The 16,801-nt window shown below is 63.2% G+C and carries 15 protein-coding genes; 3 read left to right on the top strand and 12 right to left on the bottom strand.

The features are described 5' to 3' along the window. Window positions 1-16: 16 nt before the first annotated feature. From lipA to sucB, 6 genes are all read right to left on the bottom strand, one after another. Complete coding sequence (gene lipA / locus GBB18_RS03760) at window positions 17-1,051, bottom strand: lipoyl synthase (RefSeq protein WP_151549217.1); 1,035 nt, start codon at window positions 1,049-1,051, stop codon at window positions 17-19. Window positions 1,052-1,095: 44 nt separating this feature from the next. Next, window positions 1,096-1,860 (bottom strand): lipoyl(octanoyl) transferase LipB, encoded by a 765-nt coding sequence (lipB, locus tag GBB18_RS03755; protein WP_151549216.1) that lies wholly within the window; start codon window positions 1,858-1,860, stop codon window positions 1,096-1,098. 146 nt (window positions 1,861-2,006) lie between these two features. After that, window positions 2,007-2,393, bottom strand: coding sequence for a glycine cleavage system protein GcvH (gcvH, locus tag GBB18_RS03750; protein ID WP_151640804.1), 387 nt, complete (start codon window positions 2,391-2,393; stop codon window positions 2,007-2,009). A gap of 45 nt (window positions 2,394-2,438) precedes the next feature. Then, window positions 2,439-3,551: a glycine cleavage system aminomethyltransferase GcvT gene (gene gcvT, locus GBB18_RS03745; RefSeq protein ID WP_151640803.1), complete on the bottom strand. Its 1,113-nt coding sequence runs from the start codon at window positions 3,549-3,551 to the stop codon at window positions 2,439-2,441. A 15-nt stretch (window positions 3,552-3,566) separates the two neighbouring features. Continuing rightward, complete coding sequence (gene gcvP, locus GBB18_RS03740) at window positions 3,567-6,416, bottom strand: aminomethyl-transferring glycine dehydrogenase (RefSeq protein ID WP_151640802.1); 2,850 nt, start codon at window positions 6,414-6,416, stop codon at window positions 3,567-3,569. 251 nt (window positions 6,417-6,667) lie between these two features. Further along, entirely contained in the window at window positions 6,668-8,749 is a 2,082-nt protein-coding gene (gene sucB / locus GBB18_RS03735) for a 2-oxoglutarate dehydrogenase, E2 component, dihydrolipoamide succinyltransferase (RefSeq protein WP_151640801.1), read from the bottom strand. A gap of 240 nt (window positions 8,750-8,989) precedes the next feature. On the opposite strand from sucB, the gene GBB18_RS03730 reads away from it, so the two are divergent. Beyond that, entirely contained in the window at window positions 8,990-9,400 is a 411-nt protein-coding gene (locus tag GBB18_RS03730) for an oxidoreductase (protein ID WP_151549211.1), read from the top strand. A gap of 74 nt (window positions 9,401-9,474) precedes the next feature. Here the strand turns inward: GBB18_RS03730 and GBB18_RS03725 are convergent, their stop codons facing one another. After that, window positions 9,475-10,956, bottom strand: coding sequence for a leucyl aminopeptidase (locus GBB18_RS03725; protein WP_151640800.1), 1,482 nt, complete (start codon window positions 10,954-10,956; stop codon window positions 9,475-9,477). Between the two features lie 190 nt (window positions 10,957-11,146). On the opposite strand from GBB18_RS03725, the gene GBB18_RS03720 reads away from it, so the two are divergent. Then, a complete protein-coding gene (locus GBB18_RS03720) occupies window positions 11,147-12,253 on the top strand; it encodes a branched-chain amino acid aminotransferase (protein WP_151549209.1) in 1,107 nt (368 codons plus the stop codon). A 101-nt stretch (window positions 12,254-12,354) separates the two neighbouring features. Here the strand turns inward: GBB18_RS03720 and GBB18_RS03715 are convergent, their stop codons facing one another. The 5 genes from GBB18_RS03715 to GBB18_RS03695 all read right to left on the bottom strand — a co-directional run bounded on the left by GBB18_RS03715 (window position 12,355) and on the right by GBB18_RS03695 (window position 16,060). After that, a complete protein-coding gene (locus GBB18_RS03715) occupies window positions 12,355-12,549 on the bottom strand; it encodes a hypothetical protein (RefSeq protein ID WP_151529238.1) in 195 nt (64 codons plus the stop codon). Window positions 12,550-12,799: 250 nt separating this feature from the next. Beyond that, window positions 12,800-13,651, bottom strand: a complete 852-nt coding sequence (locus GBB18_RS03710) for an adenosylcobinamide-GDP ribazoletransferase (protein ID WP_151549208.1) — start codon at window positions 13,649-13,651, stop codon at window positions 12,800-12,802. Beyond that, window positions 13,641-14,711 carry a nicotinate-nucleotide--dimethylbenzimidazole phosphoribosyltransferase gene (cobT, locus tag GBB18_RS03705; RefSeq protein ID WP_151549207.1) on the bottom strand — a complete coding sequence of 357 codons (1,071 nt, stop codon included), beginning with the start codon at window positions 14,709-14,711 and terminating at the stop codon, window positions 13,641-13,643. The genes GBB18_RS03710 and cobT overlap by 11 nt, the downstream gene beginning before the upstream one ends. 92 nt (window positions 14,712-14,803) lie before the next feature. Next, window positions 14,804-15,331: a bifunctional adenosylcobinamide kinase/adenosylcobinamide-phosphate guanylyltransferase gene (locus tag GBB18_RS03700; RefSeq protein WP_151549206.1), complete on the bottom strand. Its 528-nt coding sequence runs from the start codon at window positions 15,329-15,331 to the stop codon at window positions 14,804-14,806. Window positions 15,332-15,352: 21 nt separating this feature from the next. Then, window positions 15,353-16,060, bottom strand: a complete 708-nt coding sequence (locus tag GBB18_RS03695; protein WP_151549205.1) for a DUF3043 domain-containing protein — start codon at window positions 16,058-16,060, stop codon at window positions 15,353-15,355. Between the two features lie 347 nt (window positions 16,061-16,407). On the opposite strand from GBB18_RS03695, the gene erpA reads away from it, so the two are divergent. Further along, window positions 16,408-16,752 (top strand): iron-sulfur cluster insertion protein ErpA, encoded by a 345-nt coding sequence (erpA, locus tag GBB18_RS03690; RefSeq protein ID WP_151529243.1) that lies wholly within the window; start codon window positions 16,408-16,410, stop codon window positions 16,750-16,752. Window positions 16,753-16,801: the final 49 nt, after the last annotated feature.

The following is a 16,801-nucleotide window of genomic DNA, read 5'->3' as shown; positions in this document are numbered from 1 at the left end:
GTCTGTCGGGGCCGTTCTAGCGGCGGGCAGAGGTTACCGGAGTGTCCTTGGACGCGCCATAGCGCTGAATGAGGCTGGAGGCCTCTTGGGCAGTAGTGCCGGTCTCTTCGCCCAGGTGCGCGAGATTCTCCGGCAGGGCCTCTCCACGCTCGGCCATCGCCCGCGCATAGAGGCGCCCAGCGCGGTAGGAGGAGCGCACCAGCGGCCCAGACATCACGGCCTTAAACCCGATCTCCTTCGCGGCCTTGGAATGCGCCACGAACTCCTCGGGCTTCACCCAGCGATCGATGGGGTGGAACAGCGGGCCCGGGCGGAGATACTGCGTGATGGTGAGGATCTCACAGCCGGCATCATGTAAATCCTGCATCGCCTCGCGTACTTCCTCCACCGTCTCGCCCATGCCAAGGATGAAGTTGGACTTGGTCACGAGCCCATAGTCACGAGCTTGGCGGATCACATCCAAAGAACGCTCATAGCGGAAGGCGGGACGGATCTTTTTAAAGATGCGCGGCACCGTTTCCACATTGTGCGCGAATACCTCCGGCTCGGACTCGAAGACCTGCTGCAGGGCATCTGTGTTGCCCCGGAAATCATCGACCAGCAGCTCCACACCCGTGTTGGGGTTGAGTTTGTGGATCTGGCGGCAGGTCTCGGCATAAATCCACGATGCCCCATCGGGGAGATCGTCGCGGGCCACGCCAGTAATCGTGGAGTAATTCAGCTGCATCTCCTGCACGGACTCAGCAACACGACGAGGCTCATCGCGATCGACCTCTGTGGGCCTACCCGTGGCAATCTGGCAGAAATCACAGCGCCGGGTGCACTGATCGCCGCCGACCAAGAAGGTGGCCTCGCGGTCCTCCCAGCACTCGTGAATATTGGGACAACCGGCCTCTTGGCACACCGTGTGCAGAGAGGCGCCGGACACGCGATTTTTCATGTCCTTATACTCTGGGCCAGTTTTGACCTGGGTGCGGATCCAGCGTGGCTTATTCTCAATCGGAGTCTCGGCGTTCCGCGCCTCGATGCGTAGTAGCTTCTTTTCGCTCACTTTGTCCTCAAATTAATGGCCCCACCGTGGGCGAGGCGTGTGTTTTATAGCGATAGTTTCCGGATGGCAGCTGGGGAGCAGGGGTCCTCGGCGGAGCCAAAGCTGTGATCGGCCACCTCCAGCCGGCCTGCAAAAGCCTCAACCAGCCAGTGGTAACACGGCTCAATCACATCCTCCACCCGCACATCGGTGTCCAGCTCCCGTGACAGGGTAGTGACCCCAGCGTCACTAATGCCACAAGGAACGATGTGATCGTAATACTCCAAGGTGTTATCACAGTTCAGCGCAAAACCATGCATAGTTATTCCCCGCGTAATGCGAATACCCAATGCCGCGATCTTGCGATCTGGGCCGCGCTCATCAGCGGGCACCCACACCCCCGAGCGGCCATCAATCCGCCCAGCCTTGCTCAACCCCAGCGAACGCACCAGTTGAATGAGGGCCTCCTCGACGCGGCGAACATAGTCCACCACATCCACCGGATCCCGCAATTTGATGATGGGATAGCCCACCAGCTGGCCCGGACCATGCCACGTGATTCGCCCGCCGCGATCCACATCAATGCAGGGCACACCATTGGTTGGGCGATCTGACTCCTGCGTGCGCTTCCCCGCCGTGTAGGTGGAGGGGTGCTCGAGCATGAGCACGCGGTCAGCGATCTCATCGCGGGCGCGCGCCGCCGCCAGATCCGCCTGCTCGTGCCACATCTCCACATAGTCGCGGTTGCCTAGCCGGTGCAGCTCAATAGGGGTATCGAGATGCCTGATCGCTTGGCTTGCGGGGGTAAAAGGCTCGCGCGGTGCAGTCATAATGACTCAAGGGTACACGCGCCCTGTGGCGTGCACCTCACTCGCCTTGCTGCCGTGGGCGGCAGCTGGTTGCGGGGCAGAGGTGGGCGTCGATAAGCAGGAAAAGGCCGCTCCACACAATAAGCGTGAAGCGGCTGATAGACGAGTTAGGCGTTCTGTGCCTCGTACTCGGCGGCGTCCATGAGCTCGCCGACCTCCTGCACCTCGACCTCGAAGAGATAACCGCCCGCGAAGGGCTCGTCATTGATCAGGCCTGGGTTGTCCTCGAGCTCCTCGTTGACGGAGGTGACGGTACCGGTGACCGGGGCGTAGATATCCGAGACGGACTTGGTGGATTCGACTTCACCGCAGATCTCGCCAGCCTCCACGGAATCGCCCACAGCGGGCAGATCCACGAAGACGATCTCGCCGAGACGATCCGCGGCGATGGACGTCAGACCAACTTTGACGGTGTTGCCGGCGGCGTCATCCGCGGCGCAATCGATCCACTCGTGATCCTCGGAGTAGGAGAAAGTGGAGGGCAGCTGGGACATGGGTGAGTCCTTTCTGTCGAGCTGGAGAACGTAATGGGAAATAGTTTAGCCGCGCTTGTAGAAGGGGCGGGCAACAATGGTCATCGGCTGGCGCTTGCCACGCACATCCGCCTCGAGGGTGGTGCCCTCTGCAGCGTGATCGGCGTTTACATAGGCCAAAGCGATGGGGTGGCCGAGGGTGGGGGAGAGCTGGCCGGAGGTGATCTCGCCGACGCGCTTCTCACCGACATACAGCACGGATCCGGCGCGAGCGGCGCGACGCCCCTCGCCTCGCAGCCCCACGAGCTTGCGCTGCGGGGTGGGCAGCTCGCGGAGCTGATCGCCGTAGAACTCACCCGTCTTGTTCTTGCCCACGAGCACGCGCAAGCCGGCATCGACGGGTGTGAGATCCTCGCTCAACTCGTGGCCATAGAGCGGCATAGCGGCCTCGAGACGCAGGGAATCCCGGGCGGCTAGACCACAGACGGCACCCTGATAGGCCTCGAGCTTGTCGACCACTGCGGAGAACACAGCGGGGGCGTGCTCCTTGTCCACATACACCTCGAAACCATCCTCGCCGGTGTAGCCGGTGCGAGCCACGAGGGTGTCCACCCCGGCCACCTCGAGCGGGGCGGCGGAGTAGTAGCTGAGCCCGTTGAGAGTGTCGGTCGATTCGGCCGGAACCAGTTCACTGAGCAGCTCGGCGCTGCGCGGGCCCTGGACGGCGATGAGGGCGGTGTCCAAGCTCTGGTTCTCGAGCACCAGATCAGCATCGGCGAAGCGCTCGCGGGCGCGATCCTCGAAGGCGGCCCACACGGCGGGCTGGTTGCCGGCGTTGGGCACCACCAAGAACTCGTCCTCGGCGAGGCGATAGCTGATGAGATCATCGATGATGCCGCCCTCGGCGTTGACGATCATCGAATACTTCGCCTTGCCCACCGGCAAGGTGGACAGCTGCGAGACGAGCACATAATCCAAGAATGCGGCGGCATCGCTACCGCGCACCGAGAGCTCGCCCATATGTGACAGGTCGAAGACGCCGACACGCTCGCGCACGGCGCGGTGTTCTTCGAGCTCGCGGCCGTACTTCAGCGGCATATTCCAGCCCCCGAAGTCGGTGAAGCTGGCGCCGAGCTTCTCGTTGAGATCGTGCAACGGGGAGTGCAAAAGATCAGTCATGGTGAGCCTTTCGGGTTAAGCGTGGTCGGAGTCGATGTCGAAGGCCTCCGGCGGCGGGCAGGAGCAGACCAAGTTGCGATCGCCATAGGCGTCATCAATACGTCGGACGGCGGGAAAGTACTTATCGCGGCGCAGCCCCGGCACGGGGAAGGCGGCCTTTTCGCGGCTGAACTTCTCGTTCCACTCATCGCTGATGACGCTGGCCGCGGTGAAGGGAGCCTTGCGGATCACGGAGTCCTCCACAGCGACCGTGCCGTCGATGATCTCCTGGATCTCTTCGCGGATCACGAGCATCGCCTCCACGAAGCGATCGAGCTCCGCAAGGTCCTCGGACTCGGTGGGCTCCACCATGAGGGTGCCGGCCACAGGGAAAGCGAGGGTGGGGGCGTGGAAACCGAAGTCCACCAGGCGCTTGCACACGTCGAGGGCGGTGACACCGGACTTCTTGGTCAGCTCCTGCAGATCCACGATGCATTCGTGCGCGACCAAACCATTCTTGCCAGTATAGAGCACCGGATAGGCGCCCTCGAGCTTCTTCACGATGTAGTTGGCGGCAAGCACGGCATGGGCGGAGGCGGCGAAGAGGCCTTCGCTGCTCATCAACCGCAGATACATCCACGAAATGGGGGTCACGCCCGCCGAGCCATAGTAGGTGGCAGAGATCGGCACGCCCTCGCCCACGGGGGCATCCTCATGAGGATTAGCGGTGCGGGCATCGGTGGGCAGGAAGGGCACCAAGTGCTCGGCCACACCGATCGGGCCCACGCCCGGGCCGCCACCACCGTGCGGAATGGTGAAGGTCTTGTGCAGATTCAGGTGGGAGACGTCGCCGCCGAACGCGCCGGGGCGGGCAATACCGGCGAGGGCATTCATGTTGGCGCCATCGATGTAGACCTGGCCACCGGCCTCGTGCACCAGCTCGCACACCTCGCCCACATTCTCCTCATACACGCCATGGGTGGAGGGGTAGGTGATCATGATGGCGGCGACGTGGCCGGCATGGACCTCCAGCTTGGCCTTGAGATCCTCGATATCGACCGTGCCATCATCAGCGGTGGCCACCACGACCACGCGCAGGTTCGCCAACGCAGCAGAGGCGGCATTGGTGCCGTGGGCGGAGGCAGGCACAATGCACACATCGCGCTGCTCATCGCCACGGGAGACGTGGTAGCGGCGGATAGCCAGCAAACCGGCCAGCTCGCCCTGGGAGCCGGCATTGGGCTGCACCGACACTTTGGCGTAGCCGGTGATCTCTGCCAACCATTTTTCGAGATCCTCGATGATGCGACGCCAGCCCTTGGTATGCGATTCCGGAGCGAAGGGGTGCACATCCGCCAAATGAGGCCAGGTGATCGGCTCGACCGCAGAGGTGGGATTGAGCTTCATGGTGCAAGAGCCCAGCGGGATCATGGTGCGGTCGAGGGCCAGATCGCGGTCGCCGAGACGGCGAATATAGCGCATCATCTGGGTTTCGGAGTGGATCTGGGAGAAGATCTCATGCCGCAGCGGTTCATCGGCGCGCTCCTGCTCGATGCGCGACTCGGCCTCCTGCTCCAGGGCATCTTCGGCGATACCGAAGATGCGGCACAAGGCCGCCATATCGTCCTCTGTAGTGGCCTCGCCGAAGTTCACGCACACGCGGTCCTCGTCTACCGCGCGGATGAGATAGCCCTCCTCGAGGGCGGTGGTGGAGAACTCTTCGGCACGGTTGCCCGTGGAGATGCAAACGGTATCGAAGAAGGTGGAGTGCACCAGCGATAGCCCCGCGTCCACAGACTCTATGGCATCGGCAAAGCTGCAGGCCTTGCGGTGGATTTCGCGGGCGATGCCCTTGAGCCCCTCCGCGCCGTGATAGACGGCATACATCGAGGCCATGACGGCCAGCAATGCTTGGGCGGTACAGATATTGCTGGTGGCGCGATCGCGGCGAATGTGCTGCTCACGGGTCTGCAGGGCCAGGCGATACGCCGGGAAGCCATCGAGATCCTTACTCACGCCGACGATGCGGCCTGGGATCTGGCGCTTCAAGGAGTCGGTGACCGCCATGAATGCGGCATGTGGCCCGCCGAAGAACAACGGCACACCGAAACGCTGGGTGGTGCCCACGCACACGTCCGCGCCGAGATCACCAGGGGCGGTGTGCAGGACCAGCATCATGGGATCCGCTACCACGGTGGCGAGGCCGCCACGGTGGTGGGTGGCGTCGATAAGCGAAGAAATATCGCGAATATCGCCCTCGGTGCCGGTGTAGGCAATCACGGTGCCCACAAGATCCTCGGCGACCAACCCCACGGACAGGTCTTGGACGTGCGCGTCGAGCTCCATAACGCGGGCACGCTCGCGGGCGATGCTCAGCACCTGGGGATGCAGGCGGCTGTCCAACACCACGCTGCGACCCTTCTTCACCTTGCGGCTCATCAAGCTAATGGCCTCGGCCACGGCGGTGGCCTCATCCAGCAGCGAGGCATTCGCGATGGGCAGGTTGCACAGCTCGGAGATCATGGTCTGAAAGTTCAGCAGGGCCTCGAGGCGGCCCTGGGAGATCTCCGGCTGATAGGGGGTATAGGCGGTATAGAAGCCGGCATCCTCAAGAACGCCCCGCCGGATCACCGACGGGGTGATGGTGGAGGAGAAGCCTTGGCCATAGAAGGACTTGAGGGGGATGTTCTGCTCGGCGTCGTGGGCGAGCACGCGCTGCGCCTCAAATTCCGACTGCTCGCCCGGCAGGTTCATCCGCTCGGTATTGATAATCGAGGCCGGGACGGCCTTCTCAATGAGTTCGTCCAACGAGGAGACGCCAAGCGTGTCCAGCATGATCGAAGTTTCATGAGCGTCGGGGCCGATATGGCGATCGCTGAAAGACAAAGTGGGCCTTTCCGTGGGGTTGATGTGCCTTGGGGATTAAGGACAGTAAGGAAAAGAAATGTCCCTCTCATTATAGGAGCTGGGTCACTGTTTGGGATTGAGAGTGGTGGCCCCCATTCTCGGATTGCAGACATCCTGCAGTGATGGATTGCGGGGGTAGCGGTGGGGGTAACTGCGGGGTGGTACATAAAGACAACCACCCCGCGCTGGCGTTGAAGCACTGCGCGGGGTGGTTGGGGAGAGCCGTGTGTTTAGCTCAGCTCGAGATCCTCGGTGAAGTCGATGTTCTCGAGGCGGTCACGGACGGTGGTCATGAAGCGACCAGCGTCAGCGCCGTCGATGATCTGGTGATCATAGGAGAAGGGCAGGTAGGCCATCTGGCGGATAGCGATGGCGTCATTGCCGTTCTCGCTGACCACGACCGGACGCTTGGTGATAGCGCCGGTGCCCACCATGGCTGCCTGCGGCGGAACCACGATCGGGGTATCGGAGAGCGCACCCTCGGAACCAATATTGGTGATGGTGAAGGTGCCACCGGTCAGATCGGCCGGCTTGAGCTTGTTATTGCGGGCACGATCAGCCAGGTCCACGATCGCCTTCGCCAGCTCCGGCAGGGACAGCTTCTCTGCTTCGTGGATCACCGGGGTGAGCAGGCCCTTCGGCGTGTCGACGGCGATAGCCAGTCCGACGCTCGGGTGGTAGGTGATCTCCTTGGTGTCAGCGTTGTAGGAGGCGTTGACATTCGGGTGAGACACCAGGGCCTCCACGATGGCCTTCGCGAAGAAGGGCAGGTAGGTGAGGTTCACACCATGAGCCTTGGTGAAGGCCGGCTTGGCCTCCTTGCGTAGGGCAGCAATGGTGGTCATGTCCACCTCGTGCAGCTGGGTGAGCTGTGCGGAGATCTGCAGGGCCTCGAGGGTCTTCTTCGCGGTGATCTCGCGAATACGGTTGACCTTCTGGGTGGTGCCACGCAGTTCGGCCTTGGCTGGGTCCACAGACTTGGTGGACACGCGGGGAGTCTCCTCCTTGGTCGGGGCCGCGTCCTCGGACTCGCCCTTGGCGGCAGCCAGCACATCCTGCTTGCGGATGCGGCCGCCCACGCCGGTGCCCTCGACAGTGGAGAGATCAATGCCGTGCTTATCAGCCAGCTTCCGCACGAGCGGGGTCACATACGGCAGGTTATCGCCGGTATTGACCTTCTCCTGCTTCTTCTCTTCCTTCTTCTCAGGCTGAGCCTCGGACTTCTCCTCCTTCTTCGGAGCAGACTCCTGCTTAGGCTCCTCCTTCTTCTCTTCCTTTTCTTCCTTGGCTTCAGCCTCTTCGGCCTCGTCTTCATCCGAGTCGTCGGAGGAGCTGGCTGCGTCGGCGTCGCCGATGCGGGCGATGACGTCACCGACGTCGACGGTGTCGTCTTCTTCGGCGAGGATCTCGAGTAGGGTGCCGGCGACGGGGGAGGGGACCTCGGTATCGACCTTGTCGGTGGAGACTTCGAGGAGTGGTTCGTCGACCTCGACGCTGTCGCCGACGGACTTCAGCCAGGAGGTGATGGTGCCTTCTGTAACTGACTCGCCCAGCTCGGGCATGGCCACGTCGGTGGCCTCGCTGGAGGAGGACTTCTTGTCCGCCTTCGGCTTGTCCTCAGACTCCTTCTTCTCTTCCTTGGCTTCAGCCTCTTCGGCCTCGTCTTCATCCGAGTCGTCGTCGGAGTCGTCGGAGGAGCTGGCTGCGTCGGCGTCGCCGATGCGGGCGATGACGTCACCGACGTCGACGGTGTCGTCTTCTTCGGCGAGGATCTCGAGTAGGGTGCCGGCGACGGGGGAGGGGACCTCGGTATCGACCTTGTCGGTGGAGACTTCGAGGAGTGGTTCGTCGACCTCGACGCTGTCGCCGACGGACTTCAGCCAGGAGGTGATGGTGCCTTCTGTAACTGACTCGCCCAGCTCGGGCATGGCCACGTCGGTGGCCTCGCTGGAGGAGGACTTCTTGTCCGCCTTCGGCTTGTCCTCAGACTCCTTCTTCTCTTCCTTGGCTTCAGCCTCTTCGGCCTCGTCTTCATCCGAGTCGTCGTCGGAGTCGTCGGAGGAGCTGGCTGCGTCGGCGTCGCCGATGCGGGCGATGACGTCACCGACGTCGACGGTGTCGTCTTCTTCGGCGAGGATCTCGAGTAGGGTGCCGGCGACGGGGGAAGGAACCTCGGTATCAACCTTGTCGGTGGACACCTCGAGGAGCGGTTCGTCGACCTCGACCGTATCGCCCACGGACTTCAGCCACGTGGTGATGGTGCCTTCTGTAACTGACTCGCCCAACTCGGGCATCTCTACGGAGAACGCCATTGTTTTTAAGTCTCCTCGCATGAAAGTAGCGTGTGAAAAATCGTCAAACGGTAACAACAAAGAGAGTACCGCTTTTAAGGGTCCATTGTAGGCGGTTAGGCTCCGCATTCTGTGCATAGCGTGCCCCCATCCGCGTGGCCCCGCGCGTGGGAGTGCATCTCTGCATGCTGTGCAGGCGCGCCGCGGCCCCAGTGGAGAGCAGCCCCGCCTTATCGCAGGGGGCTTGTAGAATGATGTGTCATGTTCAATCTTTTCAACCGTGGCAGATCCAAAAAGGGGCTCAAGGCTCCCCGCAGCGCCACCGGATCCATCCGGGACGCCGATCTCGCCGAGCTGCGCGCATGGATGCAGGGCCGTGGCTTCGTGGAGGGCTTTGTTGAGCCCGAAACGCTGGTGAATGAGATGAGCGTGGTGTTGGTGGATGAGCATGGGGACTTCATCCGCCGCCGGATTGGCGGGCCCAAGGGCATCAACGACACCGCCTCCGCGCTGGGTATCGGCCTCTTCGATGTGGAGGAGACGGGGTATCCGCAAAGGATGCGCGAGCGAATCGAACGTGACCGTATCCTCCGCAAGCGCGAGGAACAGCGGCAGCGGCGCGAGGAATGGGAAAAGAGACACAATGAGCCCGAGGGCGACGTCGATAAGTAGCCCTAGGTAGAAGGCAGAGAAAAAGAAAAATCCCATCCACCGAAGTGGATGGGATTAATCATGGGTGCAGGTCTTTAACCATTGGCCGAGATGTCACGGAGCAGATCCACCAGGGTGCGCACCGGAACACCGGTGGCGCGCTTCGGGGTATAGCCGTGGACGGCGGTGGTGTTGAAGGCGGGGCCCGCGATATCGATGTGGGCCCACGGTATGCCCTCGCCGACGAAACGGCTGAGGAAATAGCCGGCCTGCATCATGCCGGCGGAGCGGTTGGTGCCAATGTTGCGCAGATCCGCGGAAGGTGAGGAGAACTGCTCGGCGATCTCCTCCGGAATCGGCATGGCCCATGCCGGCTCACCTGCATCGCGGCCCGTGGCGGCAATGCGCTCACGGAGAGCTTCATCGCCCATCACGCCGGAGGTACGGTCCCCCAAAGCAACTACCTGGGCGCCGGTGAGGGTAGCGCTATCGATGAGATAGTCCGGGTTGTCCTCGCTGGCGCGAACCAAGGCATCCGCAAGGATGAGGCGGCCCTCGGCGTCGGTGTTCTGGATCTCGGAGGTGGTGCCGCCATAGTGGGTGATCACATCACCCGGACGGTAGGCCTTGCCACCCGGCATGTTCTCCGCCAGCGGGATAGTGGCGGTGATCTGCACCGGCAGCTCGAGGCGGGCGGCGGCAATGATGGTGGCGATCATGGCCGCGGAACCGCCCATATCGGAGATCATGTTCTCCATATTGGCTCCCGGCTTGATGGAGATGCCGCCGGTATCGAAGGTCACGCCCTTGCCCACCAAGCCCACATGGGTCTTCGCCTTCTTCGGCTTCCACTCCAGACGAACAAGCCGCGGGGTGCGGGACGAGCCCATGCCTACGGCGAGGATGCCGCCAAAACCGCGCTTGGCGAGCTTCTTCTCATCCAGCACGGTGGCCTGCAGCCCCACCTTCGCGGATTCTTCGGCCACGAAGGATGCATAGGACTCGGGGTAGAGGTGCGAGGAGGGAGTGTTGACGAGGTCGCGGCACAGCGCCACGGACTCGGCCACAATCACGGCGGCCTCGAAGTCCTTCTTATCGGCGCCGAGGAAGGTCACCGAGGTAGGCCGGGTGCTCTCGCCTTCAGTGCGCAGTCCGCGATAGTCATAAGCACCCAGCGCACAGCCCTCGACGGCGGCTGCGGTATTGAGCTCAGAGAGGGTGGTGGCCACAACGGCGTGCTCAGGCAGGCTGCGCATGGCGTTACCGGCGGCACGGCGAATCGTCTCCGCATCGGAGTCCTCGGCAGCGCCCAGACCCACCGCGGCGACTGCCTCTACCTTGAGCTTTTTCGGGGCGGGCACAGTGTGCACGGTGCCGGCCTTGCCGGTCGCGCCGACAGCGCTCAGCGCAGCGCACAAGGAGCGCGCCGAGGCATCGTCCAGCGGCCCCAGTACGGGCAGCTCCAATTCACTCTCGCCCTCATAAACGGGCACGAGTAGCACGGAGGTGTTCTTCTCCAGCTTCTTGCTTCGCTTTAATTCAGGCAGGTAGCCGCGCGCGGGCAGGGAGTTCACCATATGGTTCGCAATCCTTTCTGTACAGCGGTCAATGCTTATCGACGCCCAGCTGTGGTCGGTGGCGCCGGCAGCGTCTTGTGAATAAGACTTCCACCAGCCTAGCGTGAGCAGAGAAGCGCCGTCGCGAGTTGGTTGCCCGAAACTTAGGGTAATCAGGGCTCGGAAACCAGAGAGGGAGTAGCTTAATACCATGCAAGATTTAGAGTTCACCATTAGGAAGAACGAGAACCCCACCCCCGCCGCTGAGATCGCGAAGATTCTTGAGGCCCCGGGGTTTGGCAAGCACTTCACCGATCACATGGTGACCATTGAGTGGTCCCACGATAAGGGATGGCACGACGCCCAGGTGCGTCCCTATGGCCCGCTGTCCTTTGATCCGGCCACGAATGTCTTTCATTATGGACAGGCCATTTTCGAAGGGCTGAAGGCCTATCGGCACGAGGATGGCTCCATTGTGACCTTCCGCCCCTACGCCAACGCTGCGCGTTTCCAAAACTCGGCGCACCGCTTGGCCATGCCGCAGCTGCCCCAAGAGGTATTCCTCGAGTCCATCCGCCAGCTGGTGGATATCGATCGCGACTGGGTCCCGGCCGCCGGCGGCGAGGAATCTCTGTACCTGCGTCCCTTCATGATCTCCACCGAGACCTCCTTGGGCGTGCACCCGGCGAATAGCTACACTTATGTGCTCATCGCCTCCCCAGCCGGCGCCTACTTCTCGCGAGGCATCAAGCCCGTGTCGGTGTGGATTTGTGAGGACTTCGTCCGCGCCGCCCGCGGTGGTACCGGTGCGGCCAAGTGTGCTGGCAACTACGCTGCCTCGCTCTTGGCCCAGGCCCAGGCGGAAGAAAAGGGCTGCGACCAGGTGGTGTGGCTGGACTCTATCGAGCTGAACTACATCGAGGAGATGGGCGGCATGAATCTCATGTTCGTCTACGGCGAAGGGGAGGATGTCACCGTGGTGACCCCCGCCCTGTCCGGCTCCTTGCTTCCCGGCGTGACCCGCGATTCTCTGCTGCAGGTGGCCCGCGATCTCGGCTACCAGGTGGAGGAGAAGCTGGTGTCGAAGGAGCAGTGGCGTGACGACGCCACCTCGGGGGCCATGACCGAGGCCCTGGCCTGCGGAACCGCGGCTGTGATCACCCCGGTGGGCGCGGTGAAGTCCGCCCACGGCGATTTTGAGATCGCCGGCGGTGCCACCGGCACGGTCACCATGGAGCTGCGCAATCACCTGACGGGTATCCAGCGCGGCACCGTGGAGGATACCCACGGCTGGATTCACACTCTCATCGAGGCCTAAGCGGCTGAGTCATAGCAGACAACACCGGCGCTGTCCCTTAAAAGAAGGGGGCGCCGGTGTTGTTGTGTGCGTGAGATGTATCGCTTAAATCTAAGGGTGGCTTAGAGAGCCGAGAGATCGATGTTGAGGTCGAGCAGATCGGTGGAGCCGAAGTGCGCACCGGAGAAATCTACGGTGGTGAGGTTCGGCAGGATCGCCGGTGCCGGGGGCGGGCAGCAATTGTTGCCGCCAAACTCGAGGTACAGATCTTTGATGGGGCCATCAACGATCTCATTAATGGATAGGACGAAGGACAAAGTGTGTCTCCCTCTTGTGGTGCCACAATCGTGGCTTTCTGAACACTTGCACAGAGGAGATTAATTGCTCGCTCACTAAGGGGCAATAAGTAAAAAACGCTGTGTGCGCTGGGGAAACAATGCTGATGCGGCCGCAGAAAATTTATTCATTACTTCTCGCTCGGGGCGGGAATTTTCTCCACGATGTCGACGTGTCCACAACGCCTGCGGCGGGAGCATGCCGTGTCACCCCCGCTGCCTCCCCCTGCACCTAAGGGGCGAGCCAGGAGAGGCTAAGCCCGTAGGCCACGGCGGCAAGGGCGGTGGTGATCTCGATGATCGCGCCGGTGCAATCTCCATTGAGTCCGCCGAAGCGGCGAGCCATATGGCGCACCAAGCCCTCGGCGCAGAGCCAGATCACCGCAGTGCTCACGATCGTAGCGGCAGCCATGCCACAAGCACCCAGCGCGAGCCACCCCGCAGTGGAGACGATGCAGAATCCGGCGGCCCATGCGGCCACCCGCCACGCGGGCACGGTGCCCATGATCAGTGCCCCGAAACCGGTGGGAGAGAGCGCCTGGCGGTGCGGCGATGCACTGCGGCGACACACCACCAGCGCCGACCACCGGGAGAGAAAGAAGATACTGAGCAGGGCCAGTACCAGCGCGGCCGAAGGGGCTACTGCGCCGAGAACAGTGGCCAGCCCAGCCACCTGGGTGAGCAGGGCGAGCACGACCGCGCCCATACCCAGCGCCCCAGTATAGCGATCGCCAAGAATCTCGCGTGCTCGCTCCGGCGGAGCATAGGAGCCCAGCGCATCGCCCACATCGGCCAGCCCATCAAGGTGCATGAGGCGGCTCAAGAGTTGCACCGCCACCACGACGAGTACCGCGGCCAGCGCGGCGGAGGCGGGGGCGCAAACCACAGCGATCAGGGTGGCGACGACGCCGAAGGCGAGGCCGACCAGCGGCACGGAGGTCATGGCCCGCCGGCCCGTGGTGCTATCAAATACCGTGGCCCCGCGGAGGGGAACCACGGTGAGCCAAGAAAAGATGGTGGCTGGCCCCTCCCACAGCGGATGGCCGTGGCGGCCACCGCCGGAGGGGCCCGCTTTACCCGACACTCTCGTCCTCATTGTGGGTGGAGACTCCCGCAGAGCTGAACGTGGCCATGTCCGTCATGATGTCTACAGCAGCCCGCACGATCGGCAGGGCAGCGGCGGCGCCGGAGCCCTCCCCGAGGCGCATACCGAAATCCAGAACTGGGGTGAGATCTAAGGCTTCGAGTGCGGCGGAGTGCGCCGGCTCCACGGAACGGTGTCCCGCGATCCACCACTGACGCGCGCCGGGAGCGAGGCGGTTGGCCCAGAGCGCGGCGGCGGTGACGACGACGCCGTCGAGGATCACGGGGGTGCGGCGCACCGCAGCCTGGGCGAGGAACCCAGCCATGGCGGCCAGATCCGGCGAGCCGATGGTACGCAGCACACTGACGGGTTCCCGGTTGAGCAAGCGAGCGCGGAACATGGCATCCCGCACCGCGGCGACCTTGCGTTTCCAGCCTTCATCGTCGATGCCGGTGCCGCGGCCGACCACCACAACGGGCTCCAGGCGGGTGGCGACGCCGGTGAGGGCAGCTGCCGGGGTGGTATTGCCGATGCCGAGGTCACCGGCGATGAGGAGATCCGCGCCGCGATCGATTTCTTCATCGGCGATGCGCTTGCCGATCTCGAGGGCGCGCACCACCTGCTCATTAGTCATGGCATCTTCGCGGTCGATCGAACCGCAGGACCGGGAGACGCGCTCATCGCCCCACACATCGTGGTCGAGGGAGACATCCACCAGCCGCACCTCGGCGCCGGCGGCCCGGCCCAGCACATTGATCGCGGCGCCGCCGTGGCGGATATTCTCCGCCATCTGAATCGAGACCTCAGAAGGATAGGCGGAGACACCATTGGCGGCGATGCCGTGATCGCCAGCGAAAACCACAATGGTGGGCTGAGTAATGGTGCGCGGCGGGCACTGGTCCTGGCAGGAGGAGATCCAGATGCCGATCTCTTCGTAGCGGCCGAGGGCGCCCACAGGCTTCGTCAGGTCCGCTTGGTGCGCGATCGCCGCCTGCCGCGCCGCAGTGCTAGGGGGATCTACCTTGGCAAATAGATCGGAGGCGGAGGGCAGGGACTCCATGAGACAGCTCCTTATAGTGGCACGGGAAACCGCGGGTGGTTTCCGCATTGGGGATCAGACGTACCCAGAATACGGCCGCAGCACCGAGAATTTCATTTTTTTAAGGGCAGCGCCTGGCCGGCGACCACCAAGGTGACGCGGTCCATCACCGCGGCGAGCTGCGCATTCAGCCAGCCCAGCTCATCGCGAAAGAGCCGGCCGGAGCGGTGCTCGGGGATCACACCCATGCCCACCTCTGGGCTGACCAGTACCAGTGTGGTGGATGCGGGAAGCGAGGAGATGGCGTCGATAAGCGCCGTGCAGCGCGGGCGGATGGTGCCACGCGGTGCCTCCCACGCTTGGGCGCGGTCGAGCTCATGGGTGATCCACGTTCCCAGATCGTCCACCAACAGAGTCGCGGCAGGCGGGGTGCGCAGCACAGCGAGAAGATCGGAGGAATCATCCGTGCGCCACCGCGGATCACGGCGGCGCTGATGCTCGGCGATGCGGGTGGCGAAATCCTCATCCCCCGGCCACGGCCGAGCGGTGGCCACATAGAGCACATCTGGGGCATCGCTGAGCAGCGCTTCGGCATAGCCCGACTTGCCACTGCGGGCCCCGCCGAGAATCAGATGACGCATCGCGCACCTTTCAGCATGGCTCTAGACCTCGGCGCCGATCTCCACGCGCGGGCGCGGGGAACGCCAGCGGCGGGGCTGGCCGGCGCGGGAGAAAGCGTAGAAGCCCAAACCGAAACCAGGCTCGGTGGAGCCTGGGAACTTCAGGCGGGCGGCCCTATTCACGCGGCGGCCCATGATGATGCCTTCGATGAAGATCGCCAGCATAATGATCATCGCGATCACCGATGCTGCCATCGAAATCTGCGGCACGGCATTAGAGACCAGCATGATAAACAGCAGGATCAGGGCCAGCGGCATCATCATATTGGTGATGAACCGGCGGGCATCCACCCAGTCGCGGGCAAAGCCACGCACCTCGCCCTTATCGCGCTCGAGGAGATAGCGCTCGTCGCCGCGGTCCATGGCCTCTTGGACCCGGCGCTGCTCGTCGCGGCGCTGCCGCTTCTGCCGCGCCTTGTACTCCTTGTACTCCTCCTTCGTCATCGACTCCTTGAACTTCTTCCGCCGAGCGCGGGCCTCGGCGCGCGTCTCCGGTGCGGAGAAGTGCTCGCGGCGCACCCCGCGCTCGCGCTCACGCTCATTGCGCTTCGGGGTGGGGCGGCCCTTCTTCGGGGTATAGCCCCGCGGCCGCTGCTCCTCGGAGTCGGTGGAATGCTCCGCCGCAGCGCTGGTGTCAGCGGGGGCGTCGGATGCGGTCTCGTCTTGATTCTTCTGCCACGGTAGTTTCACGCCTAATAGGCTAGTAAAAGAATCCCCAGAGATACCCATCGGCGCGCGCGAAGTACCCACGCTGGCCGGCGCGGCAGGTGATACGGGTATGTGGTGGCGGCGACGCACCCCCGCCCGAGCTGCAGCGCGGCGGGCCGGAGCGCTGTTCACAGGCGTCCCGCCGGCGAACACAGGGTGGGGAATAGGTGCCTGTGAGGATGTGTTTACACTCAGTAGAGGCACGCGGTAGCCTTGGTGCCACTGACATGACAGCAGCGTCCATGCTCGGGAGCACAGCATCAGCCCGCCTCCCACGAGGATCGCCGTGTGTCGTATGACTCAATAACTATAAGGAGAATCCACTCACCATGACTGCACCCGAATCCGCCACCGGAGTAATCCTCACCGAGGCTGCCGCCGCGAAGGCGAAGGCCCTGCTCGAGCAGGAGGGGCGCGAAGATCTCTCCCTGCGTATCGCCGTGCAGCCTGGCGGCTGCTCTGGTCTGCGTTATCAGCTCTACTTTGATGACCGTTCCTTGGACGGCGACAAGATGGATGAGGTCGGCGGCGTGAAGCTTGTCGTGGACAAGATGAGCACCCCATATCTCGCCGGCGCCACCATTGATTTCTCCGACACCATCGAAGCCCAGGGCTTTACCATCGACAACCCGAACGCCACCGGCTCCTGTGCCTGCGGCGACTCCTTCCACTAAGCACGCACGTGTGAGTGGAGAGCGGCGTCGATAAGCGTCCATACACACA

Source organism: Corynebacterium sp. 11A, from assembly GCF_008930935.1.
Classification (GTDB): Bacteria; Actinomycetota; Actinomycetes; order Mycobacteriales; family Mycobacteriaceae; genus Corynebacterium; species Corynebacterium megadyptis.
This window is presented reverse-complemented; position numbering and strand designations above follow the sequence as displayed.